The following is a 16,912-nucleotide window of genomic DNA, read 5'->3' as shown; positions in this document are numbered from 1 at the left end:
GGGTTCCTTGCAGGCCGGGGCTGTGGTCTCAATGGTAGTCGAAGTGCCCGACATAGCGATATTCGCGGTCGTATTCCCGCAGATAGTTGTACAGGTACTGGCGCTGGGCCGGTCCGAGTCGATCAACGCGCAGATCCTCGAGGGTTTCCGAGCCGTCGCTGGTGTCCATGCGACGCAGGTGAAACAGGGTCATGTCCTGTCCGCCAAAGAAGTCCCTGAGCCAGGCGTGTGCGGGCCGGGCGTCACTCATGTCGAACACGGCCCCGTAGAGGGCGGTGAAATGCGGATATTCGGGCAGCGATCGGGCATCGAAGCGCGGGTGGCTGCCAGGGGGGTGCTCGAACGGCGGGGCGTCTTCGACGGCGAGGGTTGGCTGGGCGCGCAGCCGGGCGATGTGTTCCCGATCGAGCCCGGCGCGTTCGGCACCGCGGATCAGGATGTTGAGGTAGCGCTGGCTGGGCTGGCAGCGATCATCCAGAAAATCCGGCCGCCCGCGATAGGCATAGGCGCTTTCGCTACCCTCCGGGGTCTCCACTTCGACCACGATGCGGTCATACCCGACCCCTTTCGCCTCGACCTCGTCCAGGGCCGGCAGGCTGTCATCCGGACACTCGTGCAGGATGCCCACCACGCGTTCGCCGGGCGTTGCCGAGGGCTCGATGTTGCCCACGCCCCCCTCGTGGCGGAAGAAATGCCGGACATTGAATCGCAGCTGCCAGCCGTGGAGCACGGCGGGCCGCGAGCGCACCGGCTCCACCCCCTTGGCCCGCAGCGAGATCAGATCCAGGTTGGAGCCGAAACCGAAATACCGGAACATGGTGACCCTCCGTTTTCCACTGCGTTCGATGCCATCGCCCGCCCCGGAAGACACAAAAAAGGCCCGGCATGGCCGGGCCTTCGGGGCGGGGTCAGTCCGCCAGGCGCTTGTACTTGACCCGGTGCGGCTGGTCGGCCTCCGGGCCGAGCCGCTTGTGGCGGTCTTCCTCGTACTCCTGGTAGTTGCCTTCGAAGAACACCACGTTGCCGTCTTCCTCGAACGCGAGGATGTGCGTGGCGATGCGGTCGAGGAACCAGCGGTCATGCGAGATCACGATGGCGGAGCCGGGGAAGTCCAGCAGGGCCTCTTCCAGCGCGCGCAGGGTCTCGACGTCCAGATCGTTGGTCGGTTCGTCCAGCAGCAGGAAGTTGCCGCCGCTCTGCAGCAGCTTGGCGAGGTGCACGCGGTTGCGCTCCCCGCCGGAGAGCTCCTTCATGCGTTTCTGCTGGTCCTGGCCCTTGAAGTTGAAGCGGCCGCAATAGGCGCGTGACGGCATTTCGAAGTTGCCGACCCGGATGACGTCCTGACCGCCGGAGATCTCTTCCCACACGGTCTTCTCGTCCTCCAGCGCATCGCGGTTCTGGTCCACGTAGGCCAGCTGGACGGTCTCACCGACGTCGATCGTGCCTTCGTCCGGTTCTTCCTGTCCGGAGATCATGCGGAACAGGGTGGTCTTGCCCACGCCGTTCGGGCCGATCACGCCGATCAGCGCACCGCGCGGCACGTTGAACGACAGGCCCTGGTAGAGCACGCGATCGCCGTAGTGCTTGGACAGGTTGTCCACCTCCAGCACCTTGTCGCCCAGGCGCGGGCCCGGCGGGATGTAGATCTCCTTGGTCTCGGAACGCTTCTGGTAGTCGCTGGAGGCGATCTCCTCGAAGCGCTTCAGGCGGGCCTTGCTCTTGGCGCCGCGGCCCTTGGGATTGGAACGCACCCACTCGAGCTCGGCTTCCATCGCCTTCTGCCGCGCGGCCTCGGCTTTTTCTTCCTGCTTCAGGCGCTTTTCCTTCTGCTCCAGCCACTGCGAGTAGTTGCCCTGGAACGGGATGCCCTGGCCACGGTCCAGCTCGAGGATCCAGCCCGCCACGTTGTCGAGGAAGTAGCGATCATGGGTGACCGCGACCACGGTGCCCTGGAACTCCTGCAAAAAGCGCTCCAGCCAGGCCACGGACTCGGCATCCAGGTGGTTGGTCGGCTCGTCGAGGATCAGCATGTCCGGGCTGGACAGCAGCAGCCGGCACAGCGCCACGCGGCGGCGCTCGCCGCCGGAAAGGTTGTTCACGTCGGCGTCCCACGGCGGCAGGCGCAGGGCGTCGGCCGCGACCTCCAGCTTGCGGTCCAGATTGTGACCGTCGGCGGCCTCGATCTTCGCTTCGAGCTCGGCCTGCTTGGCGGCCAGGGCGTCGAAGTCGGCATCCGGCTCGGCATAGGCCGCGTACACCTGATCCAGTTCGGTCAGGGCCTCCTTTACCGAGGCAACCCCGTCTTCCACGTTGCCGCGCACGTCCTTTTCCGGATCGAGGTGCGGTTCCTGCGGCAGGTAGCCGATCTCGATGCCCGGCTGCGGCCGCGCCTCGCCGACGATTTCGGTGTCCACGCCGGCCATGATGCGCAGCAGGGTGGACTTGCCGGCCCCGTTATAGCCCAGCACGCCGATCTTGGCGCCGGGGAAGAAGTTCAGGTTGATGTCCTTGAGGATGTACTTCTTCGGCGGGACGATCTTGCCCACGCCGTTCATCGTGTAGATGTACTGCGCCATGATGCTCCTGCGAAGCGTTTGTCGGGGTAATCAGGGCGTGCACTTTACCATTCCGGCCGGCGGGAAGCTTGGTGGTCTGCCTGCGGGAGGGGCGGTGGCTCGACAGCGCAATGACCGGACCCGAAAATGACCCGATGATCACGTGGTGGCAGGGCCTGTTGCTGGTGGGGGCGGGGGGTGCACTGGGCGGGCTGGCGCGCTTCTGGCTCGTGCAGTGGATCGACAACCGTACCGGCGGCGGTCGGTTCCCCTGGGGGACGCTGGCGGTGAACGTCTCCGGTGCGCTGCTGATCGGCCTGGCGCTGGGCCGGGTGTCCGGGCCGGCGCTGACCTCCTGGCTCTGGCTGCTGCTGGTGGTGGGGGTGCTCGGGAGCTTCACCACGGTCTCGTCGTTCAGCCTGCAGGTGGTGGGCGTGGCGGAGCGTGACGGCCTGCGCCCGGCGGTGCTCTACATCCTGCTGACGCTGGCCGGCGGGCTGATGCTGGTTTCCCTGGGTCATGTTCTGGGCCATGGTCTGGCTCGTGCGGCGGGCGGGGCGGCATGACGGGGTATGACGTCCGGCTGTCCGCGTTCGTCGCGCTGGGGGCCGCGCTGGGCAGCATGGCGCGTTACGGCCTGTCGTGGACCGGGCTGCACCTGGTGGGCACCGGGTTCCCCTGGGATACGCTCGCGGTGAACATCGCCGGGTCCTGGTTGATCGGGCTGTATGCGGTGATCAGTGCGCCGGAGGGCTGTCGCCCGGCCGACCCGGTGACGCGGCAGTTCGTGCTGGCCGGGTTCTGTGGCGGGTTCACCACCTTCTCGGTGTTCAGTCTGGAAAGCCTGTGGTTGATGCAGTCGGGCAATCCGGGTCGTGCCGCGCTGTACGTGGCCGTGTCGCTGGTGCTGTGGATCGCGGGGGGCTGGCTGGGCAGCCGCATGGGGCGGCACTGGAACGCGGCCGCGGAACGGCGGGAACGCTGAGCCCCGGTGGGTGAGGCCCGTTCGGCGGGCAACCCCGTTCCGGGGCCCGCGGCGTGGCCCGGTCAACGGGCAGGCGGGAGGGGCGGGGGCTCGATGCCGGTACGGCTCGGGCCTCCGTGTTCGATCCAGCCGTGGAGCATGCGCGGGGTGGTGGTGCCGGCCGCGCAGCGCCCGGCATGGTCGATCGCGATGGCCCCGCCGTAGCCGCCGATCCGTTCGTGCAGGTGCTGCAGGCTTGTGCTCAGGGCCTCGCGGGCGTCCAGACCGAGGTAGCGGATGCGGTCGGCCAGGTCCCTGGCGAAGACGCTGCGCAGGAAATCCTCGCCGTGCCCGGTGGCGGAGATGGCGGCGGTGGCATCGTCCGCGTACACGCCCGCGCCGGGGATGGGCGAGTCGCCGACCCGGCCCGGGCGCTGGCCGGTCATCCCGCCGGTGGAGGTGGCCGCGGCCAGATGGCCGTAGCGATCGCGCGCGACGGCGCCGATGGTTCCGGGCGCGGGCTCGTCATGATCCAGCGTGACCTGGCCCCGGCGCAGGGCGCGTTCCAGCTGTTCCCGCCGCTGCGGGGTGATCAGGGTGTCTTCGTCCACCTGCGGCATCCCGATCTCGCGGGCGAAGGCGGCGGCGCCGTCCGCGACCAGCAGCACGTGTTCCCCGTCTTCAAGGATCGCCCGCGCCAGGCGGACCGGGTTGGCGATGCCCCGGACCGCCGCGACGGCCCCCGCAGCGAGAGCCGCGCCATCCATGATTGCGGCGTCCAGTTCCACCGTGGCGTCGCGGGTCAGGGCGGCGCCGGTGCCGGCGTTGAACAGGGGGTCGTCCTCGAGCCGCGCCGCGCAGTACTCCACGGTATCCAGGGCGCGTTCTCCCCGCGCCAGGCGCTCGCGGCCGGCCTCCAGGATCGCGTGCAGCGCGGCGTGATACGCCTCGGCGGCCGCCGCGTCCTGCGCCTCGCGCAGCTCCCCGGCGCCGCCGTGGATCATCAGTGAGTAGGCCCCGGATGTCATTGTTCCTCCTCGATCTGGCCGCGAATCAGCAGGATGTCGCTGTGCTGGTCGGGCATGAAGCGGCTCCGGGCCACCGCGATCTCGCCGTGGCGGTTGACCGCCAGGCGTCGCTTCAGCTGGCCCTGCAGGCCGCCGCTGTAGGTCTTGCCCTGCGTGCCGGGGACCGGTTCGACGGGGCCGAAGGCCGCGGATTCCCGGGGCGCGTGGGTGAACGCCAGGCCCCGGGGGCGATCCGTCGGATGGGGGTAGCGCTGCCACACCAGATACAGGCGCCGGTCGTCCTGCGCCAGTGTGGGAAAGCTGCCGGGCCAGTCGTCGGCATCCAGCGGGGTCGGCGGCGCGAACTCCAGCGTGTCGGCCTCCGCCCGGCTGACATGCAGCCGGCGATGGTGGGGCTGGCGATAATCCTCCAGGTCGTTGGCCGGGATCGCCCCGAAGGCCAGGTGAACCACGCCGTCCGTGTCCACCACCAGCGACGGGGCGTCCGCATGGCCGGGGTGTTCCAGCGCGGTGGCCGGCGCGGAAAAGCCGTCGTCCGGATTGTCCGAGAAGGCGATGCGGATGTCCGCCTGCGGGCGGTCGCCCTCCGACCAGGTCAGCAGCACGCGACCGGACGGCGCCTGCGCAAGGGCCGGGGCGCGTGCCGGCGCTTCGCCATCCGGGTTGATGGTGATCGGATCGGTGAACGAGGCGCCCGCGTCCGTGGAGCGGGCGACGCGCAGCGGCCCCCGGTACTCGGTCCAGGCGGCGATCACCTCGTCGTCGGCCCCGAGCAGCAGATCCAAGCTGCCGTTGTCCCAGCGGTGCGCGGTGATGCGGCCCTTGCCGGCCCCGTCACGCGAGCGGGAAAGATTCCGGTGGTCCTCGAAGCTGCGGCCGCCATCGTGCGATCGGGCGTACAGGATCTCGCCGCCGTGGTCGCCCCCGGTAAACAGGATCTCCTGCCACAGCAGATGCACGGTAAAGCCGTCGGGGTCCTCCGGGTCCGGCTCGATCGCGACCCGCGGGAGCCAGGAGAAGGTGTCCGGCTCCCCGCCGATGCGCGTGGGACGGTCGAAGACCGCATGGCCCTCGCGGTCGTAACGCTGCAGGAACAGGGCCTGTTCCGCCTGGTCGGCCCAGACGACCACCACCTCGCCGTGGTCGTTGATGGCCACCGAGGCGTCATCGACATAGCGGAAGTCCGAATCGTTCATCCGCCAGGGGCCACGCCAGGCCTCACCGCGCGCCACCTCGACCGGTTCCTCCCAGACTACCGCCGCCGCGCCATCGTCCGCCGGAGCGGGCAGCCCCCACAGGGCCAGTACGCAAAGCGTCCCTAGGGTCTGTCGGTATCGGGCGTGCAGCATGTGACCTCCGGTGACCGTTGTTCTGGATTCGACTAATCTAGGAGAATGCCGATCAATGTGCACGTTCCTGATGTTTCCCATTTTTCCGGACCGATCGGGACGGTCGTCGAGGAGATCGGAGGGGGTGGCGGGGAGGCGGATTCGACAGGGGCAGCGGGCGGGCGGTCTGCCGCGCGGTGTCCGTCCCGTCGCGTCCGTGTCCGTACCGCTGGTTTGCCGCTCGCACCAATACCGGCCAGTGCTGCTCGATCCAGTGATCCCCTGACCGGTTCCAGTTTCCGCCCCGGAAAGCGGGGAGAGTTGAGTGAGTGCTCCTCCGGCCAGGGGATTCGCGTATAATATTTGTGAGTATTCCCCGCACAGGATGCCTCCGTTTTGGGACCACTCAAGACCTACGCCCCGTGGCTGGCCGCAGCTCTCGTAGCGGTCGCCCTGCTGATGGCCGGCCTCGGCCTCAATACCCTCGTGGTCGAGCGCAACATGGAGCAGGTGCAGGCGGCGGTGGAACGTCAGGTGATGACCCTGCGGACTCGGATCGAGGGTGAGCTCAACGCCGCGGTTTTTCTGGTCGACGGGCTTGCCAACTATGTTAGCGCCCATCCCGAGCTCGACAACGACGATTTCAATCGCTTCGCACGCCAGATGATGCTGGCCGACGCCCCGATTCGGCATATCACCCTGGCCCCGGACAACGTGATCGAGCATGCCTATCCGCTGGAAGGCAACGAGGCCGCCATCGGCGTCGACATTGGCGAGGTGCCGGACCAGAGCTTTTCGGTTGACCGGATGGTCGACGAGCAACGAACTGTGGTCGCCGGGCCCGTGGAGTTGGTCCAGGGCGGCGAGGCGCTGATCATCCGCACGCCGGTGCTGACCAACGATGGCAGTGAGTACTGGGGCATGGCCAGTGTGCCCATCGATCTCGACACCATGTACCAGCGCCTCGGCCTTGACGATATCGGAGAGCTGACCATCGCCCTGCGCGGGCGGGACGGCGTCGGCGCAGACGGTGACACCTTCTTCGGCGACGAGCACCTGTTTGACGACCCGCGGTCGGTAATCCACGACATTCATTTCAGCCACAACAAGTGGCAGATCGCTGCCGCGCCCCGGGAAGGCTGGAGCGCCGCCACCGCCCTCCCGCCACTCGGCTGGCTGGCGCTGCCGGTGTTGATGCTGCTGATGGGGGGTATCGCCTGGCAGCTTACCCGTCAGGCGGTACGGCTGCGGGATTCGGAATCCCAATACCGGGAACTGGTCCAGGGGATCAACGGTGTGGTGCTGCGCTGGGGCGCTGACGGCCAGGTGCGGTTCATCAACGAGTTCGGCAGCCGGCTGTTCGGCTATGCACCCGGCGAACTCCTGGGTCAGCCCGTCATCGGGACCATCGTCCCGGTTCAGGAAAGCACCGGGCGCGACCTGGAGGCGATGATCGACGCTATCCAGCGCGAGACCGAGAAGTACATTGTCAATGAAAACGAGGTCATGACCCGCGACGGGAAACGGCTATGGATGCTCTGGAGCAACCAGCCGTTGCGTGACGATCATGGTCAGGTGCGGGAGATCCTGAGCGTCGGCCACGACCATACCCGACGGCGCGAGGCCGAGCTGGAACTGCAGCAGGCCCAGGCCGCGATCCTTGCCAGTGAGACCCGCTACCGCACCCTGACCGAGTCACTGCGCGAGGTGGTTTTCCAGACCGACAGCCAGCGCCGGATCACCTACATCAATCCGGCCTGGAGCCGGATCACCGGTTGGTCACAGGATGATGCAGTCGGCCGCGACTGGGTCGACCTGCTGCTGCCGCAGGATCGTCCCAAGGGGCAGCAGGCCTGCGACACATTCATTGGCGGCGAGCGTGATCATTTTCTGGAGGAGTACCGTGTGCCCTGTCAGGACGGCTCGCTGCGTTGGATGCAGGTCAGCGCCGAGCGCATCCCCGGTGAAGGCCCGGACGACACCACCATCATTGGCACCATGGTCGATATCACCGACTACAAGGCGCAGGAGGAACGGATCCAGTACCTGGCGATGCACGACAATCTCACCGGGCTCGCCAACCGACGGCTGTTCGAGGAGCGTCTGCATCAGGCCATGAGCCTCGCCCGGCGGAATGATCGGTCGGTTGCGCTGCTGTTCATCGATCTCGACGGCTTCAAGCCGGTTAATGACGAGCTTGGCCACCACGCCGGGGATGAACTGCTCCAGTGCATTGCACGGCGACTGGAGGGACTGGTACGCAACTCCGACACGGTGGCGCGTTTCGGTGGCGACGAGTTCATGGTGCTGTTGCAGGAGGTCGATGGCATCGAAGCGGCCGAGGATATTGCCGCCAAGGTTATCGAGGAGTTGCATCGACCGGTGGATCTCGGTGACTACCAGTGTCACCCGGGGGCCAGCGTCGGCATCAGCCTCTTTCCCGATCACGGTGAGACCAGCGACCGTCTGGTAGGGGCCGCCGACAAGGCGATGTATGCCGCCAAGCGCGCCGGTCGCGGGGTCTACCGCAGCGCTCCGGAGTGAAATCGCCGATCACGATTCATAAGCGGGTCAACTCCAGCGGCGGATACCCGTAACATCGGGGCCGGGTGCGTGCCGGGAGCCGCGGATGGATTTCGAAGAGTATCGGCGAATGGATGCGATGGCCATGGCGGCGGCCGTCGCTGACGGGCAGACCACGGCGCGGGAACTGCTGAAGTGCGCCCTGGCGCGCACGGACGCCGTGAACCCGCAGCTCAATGCGGTGGTGGCCCGCCGCGATGCCAGAGCTCGCGAGGAGGCGGCCGGTCCGCCGGCCGGGCCGTTCGCCGGCGTTCCGTTCCTGGTGAAGGACCTGTTTCAGGAGCTGGCCGGCGAAGGCAGCGACCGGGGCTGCCGAGCGCTGCGGGATGCCGGCGCGAGTGCGGAGGTCGAAGCCGAAATTACCCGCCGCTGGCGGGCGGCGGGGCTGGTGGTGTTCGGCCGGACCAACACCCCGGAGTTCGGCGCGCGGTCGGTGACGGAGCCCGTGATCCACGGCCCGGCCCGCAACCCGTGGGATCCGGCGCTTTCGCCGGGCGGTTCCAGCGGAGGCGCGGCCGCGGCCGTGGCGGCCGGAATCGTTCCCGTGGCCGGGGCCGACGATGGCGGTGGTTCGATCCGCATCCCCGCCTCGCATTGCGGGCTGTTCGGGTTCAAGCCGGGGCGGGGGCGTACCCCGGCGGGTCCGGCGTTTTCCGAATGGATGCACGGCGCCGCGGTGCATCATGTGATCTCCCGCAGCGTGCGCGACAGCGCGGCACTGCTGGATGCCGCGCTCGGGGCCCGCCCGCAAGGCCGTTTTCCGCGGCGGTGGCGGCCGTACCCGGTGCCTTGCACATCGGGTATTCGACCCGCTCACCGATCGGGACGCAGGTGCATCCCGAATGCCGTGCGGCCGTGGAGGGGGCGGCCCGCCTGCTGGAGGGGCTGGGTCACCATGTCGAGGAGGCGGAACCGGCGATCGACGGTCAGCAGCTGGCGCGCGACTGGCTGACCCTGTGGTTCGGCCAGGTGGCCGCGATGGTGGAGCGGGTGCGCCAGCGTACCGGTGCGGGTGCCGCGGGTTTCGAGCTCGAGACCCGGGTGATGGCAGCGCTGGGGCGGTCGCTGTCCGCGGCGGATTACGTTGCCGCGCACGAGCGCTGGAACCGTTACCGCCACGCGATGCACGACTTTCACCGGCAATACGACCTGTACCTGACGCCCACGGTCGCACGGCCGCCGCCCCGCATCGGGGAGACCGCACTGCCCGGGTGGCAGCGAACGGCCCTGGAGTTCGTACTGCGGTCGAGGACGCTCCCGCTGCTGCGGGCCTCCGGGCTGATCGAGCGCCTGGTTCGTGACGAGCTGGGACGGGTCCCGTTCACCCAGCTGGCCAATCTGACCGGTGCCCCGGCGATGTCCGTGCCCCTGCACTGGACCCCGCACAACCTGCCCGTGGGCGTGCAGTTCGTCGCACCGGTGACCGGCGAGGCCAGTCTGTTCAGCCTTGCCGGTCAGCTCGAGACCGCGTCTCCCTGGTTCGACCGCGTGGCGTCCTTGCCCTGACCGTGCGGGTCGAACCCGCGGCGGCGCAGGATGGTTTTCTCGGTCTCGACCAGCACGAACAGGATCACGCCGAAGGCGAGGATGCGCAGCCATTCCTCGAGGCCGATGGCCGCGGTGCCGAACAGGAACTGCAGCGGCGGGGCATAGGTGAACAGGCCCTGCAACAGGATCAGCACGGCCACCGCGATCAGCACCGCGCGGCTGCCCAGCAGCCCGGCGCGGTTGAATACCGGTTCCAGGATGTAGCGGCTGTTGAACAGGAAGAACAGCTGCCCCATGACCAGGGTGTTGATCGCCACCGTGCGGGCGAAGTCGTCGGGGACACCCTGATGCTCCAGCCACAGGAAGTGGCCGAAGGTACCGGCGACCAGCAGCACGGAGACGAAGGCCACCCGCCACAGCAGGAACCCGGACAGCAATGGCGTACCCGGCGGTCGAGGCCGGCGCTGCATGACCCCCGGCTCGGTGGGCTCGAAGGCCAGTGCCAGGGCGAGGGTCACTGCGGTCACCATGTTGACCCACAGCACCTGCACCGGAGTCAGCGGGAGGGTCAGTCCGAGCAGGATGGCGGCGACGATGGTGAAGGCCTGGCCGCCGTTGGTGGGCAGCAGGAACAGGATGGCCTTCTTCAGGTTGTCGTAGACCGTGCGGCCTTCCTCCACCGCGTTGGCGATGGAGGCGAAGTTGTCGTCCGCCAGCACCATCTCGGAGGCCTCGCGCGAGGCCTCGGTGCCCTTGATCCCCATGGCCACGCCGACATCGGCGCGCTTGAGCGCCGGGGCGTCGTTCACGCCGTCGCCGGTCATCGCGACCACCTGACCGTTGGCCTGGATGGCGGTGACCAGACGCAGCTTGTGTTCGGGCGTGGCGCGCGAGAACACGTCCACGTCGCGCACCTGCCGGCGCAGTTCCTCGTCGGAGGCGGCCTCGATCTGTTGCCCGTCCATCGCGCCGCCACGGGCGCGGATGCCCAGCTCGGCGGCGATGGCCTTCGCCGTCACCGCGTGGTCGCCGGTGATCATCTTGACCCGGATGCCGGCTTCACGGCACTTGCGCACCGCCTCGATCGCCTCGTCGCGGGGCGGATCGATGATGCCGAAGATCCCCACCAGGATCAGTCGCTGGTCTTCCAGATCCGAGTCCTGCAGTGCGGTCTGGCTGGCGTCAGTGGAACGGATCGCCACCGCCAGCAGGCGCTGCCCGCCGCGCGCGATGGCGTCGATCCGTTCGCGCCAGGCACGTTCGTCCAGCGGGCGTTCACCCTCCGGCCCCAGCTCCTTGCCGCACATGGTCAACAGCTTTTCCGGGGCCCCCTTGACGAAGATGCAGCCGTTGCCGTGATGGTCATGGTGCAGGCTGGCCATGTATTTGTAGGCGGAGTCGAAGGGGATGACGTCGGCACGCGGGTGTTCGGCGCGATGCGACGCCGGGTCCAGTCCGGCCTTGGCCGCCAGGGTCACGAGCGCGCCTTCGGTGGGCGCTCCCTCCATGAACCACTGGCCGTCGCGATGATGGAGTTCGGCGTCGTTACACAAAAGCCCCGCATGGATCGCCCGCGACAGCACCGCGTCCTCCTGCGGGTCGATCTCGGCTTCGTCGCGCGAGAAACCGCCGTCCGGGGCATAGCCGGTGCCCGAGACCGAGGTCACGCTGGTGGTGGTCACGATGGTGCGCACCGTCATCTCGTTGCGCGTGAGGGTCCCGGTCTTGTCCGAGCAGATGGTGGTGACCGATCCCAGGGTCTCCACCGCGGGCAGGCGGCGGATGATGGCGTTGCGCATGGCCATGCGCTGCACGCCGATCGCCAGGGTGATGGTCATGATCGCCGGCAGGCCCTCGGGGATCGCGGCCACCGCCAGGCTGACCGCCGCCAGGAAGGTCTCCACCAGGGCGTAGTCCCGTACCCAGTAGCCGAAGGCGAAGGTCAGCGCCGCGAGGCCCACGATGCCGACCGACAGCCACCGCCCGAACTGCGCGATCTGAGCCAGCAGCGGGGTCGTCAGCTTTTCGACCTCGCCCAGCATGGTGGTGATGTGGCCGATCTCGGTGCGTTCGCCGGTGGCCACCACCACGCCGCGGCCCTGCCCGTAGGCGACCATGGTTCCGGAGAAGGCCATGTTGCGGCGATCCCCGAGGTCCGACTTTTCCGGGCCGGGCTCGGTCTCCTTGTCCACCGGCAGGGACTCGCCGGTCAGCACGGCTTCGTCGACACGCAGGTTGTGCACGGAGAACAGGCGGAGGTCCGCCGGCACGCGGTCACCCGCGTTGAGCAGCACGATATCGCCCGGGACCAGCTCCTCGGCGGGGATGGTGCGCCGCTGGCCGTCGCGCAGCACCACCGCCTGAGGCGAGAGCATGTCGCGGATGGCATCCAGCGCCTTTTCCGCCTTGCCCTCCTGCACGAAGCCAATGATGGCGTTGATCAGGACCACCCCGAGGATCACCCAGGTGTCCAGCCAGTGATCCAGCAGCGCGGTACCCACCGCCGCCGCGATCAGGATATAGATCAGGACGTTGTGGAACTGGAGCAGGAAGCGCTTGAGCGGTCCGGCCTGCTCCGCTTCGGGCAGACGATTGGGGCCGTGTTGCTGCAGCCGCTCACCGGCCTGATCCTGCGACAGCCCGTGGTCCGTGTGGCTCTTCAGCTCATCCGCGACTTCCCGCGCTTCGCGGGCATGCCAGTTCGAGGGCGACTGCTCCGGCTGGTCTTCCAATGCACTTCCCCTGTATGGCCCGTATCTGACCCGGCTCTCATCCTGCCGCGACGCGGGCGGGATGTCACCCGTGCCGGGCCGGCCGGGTCAGCGGAAGTGACGCACCAGTTCAAGCCCGAGGTAACCCCCGGAATCGCCACCGTCGCGGATCTGCTTGTGTCCGGTCTTCACGACCATGTCGAGGCCGGGGCGGACCTCGCGCATCTGCAGGGCCAGCCCGCGATGGACGGCGTCGTAGTCGCGGTCCCCGTGGAACAGCACCTCCGGCCCGAGGTAGTAACGGCTGTCGCCCAGCCGCCGCATCGCCCGGCCCCGGGTCCAGTAGGCGCGGTCGGCCGGGGTGACGCTGACCCCGCCGGTCAGGATCCAGCGTTCGTCGATGATGCGCCCGGCATCCATGTCCAGGACCGCGCGCAGCCGTCCGCCGACCACGTCGCTGTCATCGGGCTCGGGATCCAGTCGGGTGTGGTACCAGGCCGCCCCGACATAGGTACTGAGCCAGCCATCCTGTACCGGGAACTGGTAGCCCAGCGCGGCGGAGGCTCCGGTGGCCCGGCCTTTCACGGTGGTGTCGTTGTCGGGGTACTCGTACTGCGAATAGTCCACGCGATAGCGCTGCGCCCAGCCGTTGCCGAGCTCGCCGTCGTTGGGAATGATTGCCGCGGTATAGGCATAGCCGCCGTCGAACAGGCCCTCCACGCCGGCCAGACCCAGCCAGTCGGCCCGTACGGGCAGGGCGAGCATGGCCAGCGGGAGGACCAGGGCAGCGGCCCCGGTCAGGCCGAGACGGCGCTGGTTTCGGCGGGTTGCGGGCATGGAATGGCTTCCTTTTCGGTCTGGAGCTGATAGAGGTGAACCGGGCCGTCGGCGGTGGCCAGCAGGCGCGAAGGCCCGATGGTGGCCCGCAGTATGGCGGCTCCGGTCTGGTACGGGCGAGTATGGATCTCGATGGCACCGCCCGCGATCAGGGGGCGGTTGACCAGCAGATAGTGGTCGGCCCCCGGCGCGGGATTCACGGTGACCACGCCGTAGAAGGCCTCCGTGTCGTACTGCACCGGGAACCGACAGGTACAGGCCGTCCAGTAATGCACCGCAGCCAGGTGGCGGGCGAACTCGGCCACCGGGGTTCGTGCCGGGTCGCGGCGCTCGGCCAGGCGCATCAGCGGGGTACGGGCCTGCTCGCTGTAGCCCTGTACGTGCCACTGCAGATCGTTGCCGTGCAGGAAGGCTTCCAGGCGCTGGTGTGCGGTCTCGTCCGGTGCCTCGAAATGCAGGCCGTGGACCCGGCTGTAGTGTTCGCCGTCGGGGGCGGTCTCGGTGCGGGAGAACCGTACTCGTGCGGTCAGCGCCAGCGGGCCGCCCGGCAGGTGCAGGTTGACCTCGAGCGGGGTGTCCTCGTCGGTGCCGGGGGGCAGTGCCCCGTAGGCGCGGCAGCCGCCGGGTGACAGGTCGTCCACGGTCAGCAGACGCGGGGCCCGGTCCGGGGCGGAGACCGACATCGCCACCGGGATCGGAAAGCGGTAGTCGGCACGACGGAAACGCTCGTTGCGCGCGGTGTAGCGGAACAATGCCACGGCGATCAGAATCAGCACGCCGGCCCACAGCACGTTGGCGATCAGGGCGTCACCCGGCAGGTGCCCGTACGCCAGGTACAGCGCGATGCCGGTCGGGATCGCGAGCGCGTTGAAGGCCAGGATGAACCATTGCGCCCGCAGCGGCTGCGGGCGATCGTTCCCCGTATGCCGGCTCTTGGGCGTCACGCGGAAGGCAAGGTGCCGGCGGAACAGCCCGAGTGTCGCACGGGCGAAGATCGCGAAGCGGGCGAAGTTGTACTGCTCGATGATGGTCGTGCGACCGTACCCGCGGGTCAGTTCCTCGAAGGCCCAGAAACTCAGCAGCATGTACGGGATGAACACCATCAGGAACTGCGTCACGGTCACGCTGATGGGCAGCACGCCGGTGACCAGAACGATCGCCGGGATGGTGTAGAAGATCAGGCGCTGCCAGCCGTCAAAATAGGTGAGCATGCTGGCGAAGTAGTTCATGCGCTGCGGCCAGGTCAGGCCCGGGTTGGTCAGCACCCGCTCCTGACGCCACACCTGCATGGCGCCCTGGCCCCAGCGCAGGCGCTGTTTGAGGAAGCCTTCCGGGTCGATGGCCGCGATGCCGAAGGCCAGCGGCTCCGCGTGATAGATCGAGCGGTAGCCCCGTTCGTGCAGCCGGATCGAGGTGTGCAGGTCCTCGGTGACCGTGCCGGTGGCAAAGCCGCCGATCTCGTCCAGGCAGCGACGGCGGGCGATGGCGCAGCTGCCACAGAAAAACGCTGCATTCCAGTAGTCCTTCCCGCGCAGGATGACGCGGAAAAACAGGGACTGCTCCGTCCACAGCTGCTTGCGGTCGGGGTCCAGGCGATGCTGGTACGAATCCAGATTGTAGAAGTCCTGCGGGGTCTGGACGAAGGCCACGCCCTCGTCGGTGAAGTACCCCAGGGTGTTGGTGAGGAAGTGACGGTGCGGTGCATGGTCGGCGTCGAAGATCGCGACGAAGTCGCCCTGCGCGTGGGCCAGGGCATTGTTCAGGTTGCCGGCCTTGGCATCTTCGCGGCTTTCGCGCACGAGATAGCGACAGCCAAGGCGCTCTGCCAGGGTCTTCATCTCCGGTCGGTTGCCGTCGTCCAGCAACCAGGTCTCGTGCGGGTAATCCATGTGCACGCAGGCCAGCAGGGTGCGCCGGACAACGGCCTCGGGCTCGTTGTAGGTCGGGACGAACACGTCCACCTTGAGCCCTTCCGGCGCGGGGGGTGGCGTTCGCACGGTCAGACGCCAGTTCATGATCACGTGCATGACCATGGTCAGCACACCGTAGATCTCGGCGCCGTAGACCAGCCAGGAGAAGGTCAGGGCTTCGGGGTTGAGCGTGGTGAAACGCCAGATCAGGTAGAAGGCGGCAACCGCCAGGTAGAAAAGAATCAGACCCCGCTGCGGGAAAGTCAGCGGTTCGAATTCGCGGGAACGCGGCATGACGTGCCTCAATGCTGTCGGAAGTGCGCGATTGTTGCCCGCGAACGGCCACCCTGGTCGTCCGCCCAACCGCGGTGGATGTCCAACAGCCCTGCATCCGCCCGCCTAGGTTACTGCAATTCCCCGCAGGGAACCCTGGATTCCAGTATCCGCGCTTTACCCCCGGGGTCAATACTTCGTGGCCAACATTGCACGGAATATTTGCATGGTTCACGCGGTCTTCCTGCAAAGGCCCTGCGCCCCGTGTTTCCCGACCATCCCGTTCGACCCATGGAGGCCGTACGCATGCGCAAGAATGTACCTTCGACCCTGACCGCACTGGCCGTTGCCATCGGTCTTTCCCTCCCGGCTGCCGCCGCCGAACGCGTGACCCTGGAACACGACGGCCTGAACCTGGTGGGGCATCTCGCCGAGGGCAGCGGCGCCGCGCCGGAGGACGGCGTGGTGCTGATGCTGCACGGCACCCTGGCCCACGGGCGCATGGAGGTGATGACCGCGGTGCAGGACCTGCTGGCCGAGCAGCACGGACTCAACACCCTGTCGATCAATCTCAGCTTCGGCATCGACGAGCGCGAGGGGATGTTCGGGTGCGACGCCCCGGTGACCCATGGTCCCGAGGAACACATGGACGAACTGGGGGCGTGGCAGGACTGGCTGGCCGGCCAGGGCTACGGACCGGTCACCCTGATGGGGCACTCCCGCGGCGGCAATCAGATCGCGCGTTATCTAACCGAGCGTGAACCGGAAAACATCGCCGGGCTGACCCTGCTGGCGCCGGCCACCTTCGACGCCGATGAAAACGCCGAACAGTTCCTCGAGCAGACCGGCACCTCGCTGGACGAGGCCCTGAACGCCGCGCGCGAGAAGGCCGGAGCGAACGGGGGCATGCTGGAGGATCACCGCTTCCTGCAGTGCGAGGCGCTGGAGGTCGCACCGCGGGCATTCATCGGCTACTACGAGCCCGGCCCGCAGCACGACACGCCGAGCGTGATCGACGGCATCGCGACCGAGACCCAGGTGATCATCGGCGAGGAAGACGACGTGGTGCCGGATCTGCCCGAACGCATGGCGGCGCTGGAGGATGATGGTCAAATCCGCGTGGATACGGTGCCCGGTGCCGGGCACTTCTTCCGCGATTTCTTCGCCGACGATGCCGCCGACCTGATCGCGGAGTTCGTGCGCCGCTGACCGGGGCGCAGCCCCGTGCGGCACCG

The 16,912-nt window shown here is 68.0% G+C and carries 11 protein-coding genes and 1 pseudogene; 5 read left to right on the top strand and 7 right to left on the bottom strand.

The window, feature by feature from the left end:
* Positions 1-28: 28 nt before the first annotated feature.
* Together F788_RS0105530 and ettA are read right to left on the bottom strand one after the other, a co-directional pair.
* Positions 29-817 carry a gamma-glutamylcyclotransferase family protein gene (locus F788_RS0105530; RefSeq protein WP_019589531.1) on the bottom strand — a complete coding sequence of 263 codons (789 nt, stop codon included), beginning with the start codon at positions 815-817 and terminating at the stop codon, positions 29-31.
* A 91-nt stretch (positions 818-908) separates the two neighbouring features.
* Positions 909-2,576, bottom strand: coding sequence for an energy-dependent translational throttle protein EttA (ettA, locus tag F788_RS0105525; protein WP_018870499.1), 1,668 nt, complete (start codon positions 2,574-2,576; stop codon positions 909-911).
* A gap of 110 nt (positions 2,577-2,686) precedes the next feature.
* Between ettA and crcB the strand changes: the two genes are divergently transcribed.
* Together crcB and F788_RS0105515 are read left to right on the top strand one after the other, a co-directional pair.
* Positions 2,687-3,121, top strand: coding sequence for a fluoride efflux transporter CrcB (gene crcB / locus F788_RS0105520; protein WP_019589530.1), 435 nt, complete (start codon positions 2,687-2,689; stop codon positions 3,119-3,121).
* Positions 3,118-3,540 carry a CrcB family protein gene (locus tag F788_RS0105515; RefSeq protein ID WP_018870497.1) on the top strand — a complete coding sequence of 141 codons (423 nt, stop codon included), beginning with the start codon at positions 3,118-3,120 and terminating at the stop codon, positions 3,538-3,540. Before crcB ends, F788_RS0105515 begins: the two co-directional genes overlap by 4 nt.
* 62 nt (positions 3,541-3,602) lie before the next feature.
* On the opposite strand, the gene F788_RS0105510 is transcribed toward F788_RS0105515, so the two are convergent.
* Together F788_RS0105510 and F788_RS0105505 are read right to left on the bottom strand one after the other, a co-directional pair.
* Entirely contained in the window at positions 3,603-4,547 is a 945-nt protein-coding gene (locus tag F788_RS0105510; RefSeq protein ID WP_019589529.1) for an isoaspartyl peptidase/L-asparaginase family protein, read from the bottom strand.
* Positions 4,544-5,896, bottom strand: coding sequence for a sialidase family protein (locus F788_RS0105505; RefSeq protein ID WP_019592862.1), 1,353 nt, complete (start codon positions 5,894-5,896; stop codon positions 4,544-4,546). Before F788_RS0105505 ends, F788_RS0105510 begins: the two co-directional genes overlap by 4 nt.
* A gap of 375 nt (positions 5,897-6,271) precedes the next feature.
* Between F788_RS0105505 and F788_RS0105500 the strand changes: the two genes are divergently transcribed.
* Complete coding sequence (locus F788_RS0105500; protein WP_019589527.1) at positions 6,272-8,419, top strand: diguanylate cyclase domain-containing protein; 2,148 nt, start codon at positions 6,272-6,274, stop codon at positions 8,417-8,419.
* An 85-nt stretch (positions 8,420-8,504) separates the two neighbouring features.
* A pseudogene (locus tag F788_RS13340) lies at positions 8,505-9,964 on the top strand (amidase).
* Here the strand turns inward: F788_RS13340 and F788_RS0105490 are convergent.
* From F788_RS0105490 to F788_RS0105480, 3 genes are all read right to left on the bottom strand, one after another.
* Entirely contained in the window at positions 9,913-12,678 is a 2,766-nt protein-coding gene (locus tag F788_RS0105490; RefSeq protein ID WP_019589526.1) for a cation-transporting P-type ATPase, read from the bottom strand. The pseudogene F788_RS13340 and the gene F788_RS0105490 overlap by 52 nt on opposite strands.
* A gap of 87 nt (positions 12,679-12,765) precedes the next feature.
* Complete coding sequence (bcsS, locus tag F788_RS0105485; protein WP_019589525.1) at positions 12,766-13,494, bottom strand: cellulose biosynthesis protein BcsS; 729 nt, start codon at positions 13,492-13,494, stop codon at positions 12,766-12,768.
* The gene (locus tag F788_RS0105480; protein WP_019589524.1) at positions 13,455-15,698 is read right to left on the bottom strand and encodes a glycosyltransferase; all 2,244 of its coding nucleotides are present in this window, start codon (positions 15,696-15,698) and stop codon (positions 13,455-13,457) included. Before F788_RS0105480 ends, bcsS begins: the two co-directional genes overlap by 40 nt.
* 285 nt (positions 15,699-15,983) lie before the next feature.
* Between F788_RS0105480 and F788_RS0105475 the strand changes: the two genes are divergently transcribed.
* Positions 15,984-16,886: an alpha/beta hydrolase gene (locus F788_RS0105475; protein ID WP_019589523.1), complete on the top strand. Its 903-nt coding sequence runs from the start codon at positions 15,984-15,986 to the stop codon at positions 16,884-16,886.
* The last annotated feature ends 26 nt before the right edge of the window (positions 16,887-16,912 follow it).

Source organism: Thioalkalivibrio sp. ALE10 (assembly GCF_000381385.1).
GTDB lineage: Bacteria > Pseudomonadota > Gammaproteobacteria > Ectothiorhodospirales > Ectothiorhodospiraceae > Thioalkalivibrio.
Note: the sequence above shows the minus strand (reverse complement) of the source record. Positions and strands in the feature narration are given on the sequence as shown.

Coding starts and splice junctions, on each gene's coding strand:
- F788_RS0105530 (WP_019589531.1), bottom strand. CDS start 817: ATGTTCCGGTATTTCGGTTTCGGCTCCAACCTGGATCTGATCTCGCTG.
- F788_RS0105510 (WP_019589529.1), bottom strand. CDS start 4,547: ATGACATCCGGGGCCTACTCACTGATGATCCACGGCGGCGCCGGGGAG.
- F788_RS0105475 (WP_019589523.1), top strand. CDS start 15,984: ATGCGCAAGAATGTACCTTCGACCCTGACCGCACTGGCCGTTGCCATC.
- bcsS (WP_019589525.1), bottom strand. CDS start 13,494: ATGCCCGCAACCCGCCGAAACCAGCGCCGTCTCGGCCTGACCGGGGCC.
- F788_RS0105505 (WP_019592862.1), bottom strand. CDS start 5,896: ATGCTGCACGCCCGATACCGACAGACCCTAGGGACGCTTTGCGTACTG.
- crcB (WP_019589530.1), top strand. CDS start 2,687: ATGACCGGACCCGAAAATGACCCGATGATCACGTGGTGGCAGGGCCTG.
- ettA (WP_018870499.1), bottom strand. CDS start 2,576: ATGGCGCAGTACATCTACACGATGAACGGCGTGGGCAAGATCGTCCCG.
- F788_RS0105515 (WP_018870497.1), top strand. CDS start 3,118: ATGACGGGGTATGACGTCCGGCTGTCCGCGTTCGTCGCGCTGGGGGCC.
- F788_RS0105480 (WP_019589524.1), bottom strand. CDS start 15,698: ATGCCGCGTTCCCGCGAATTCGAACCGCTGACTTTCCCGCAGCGGGGT.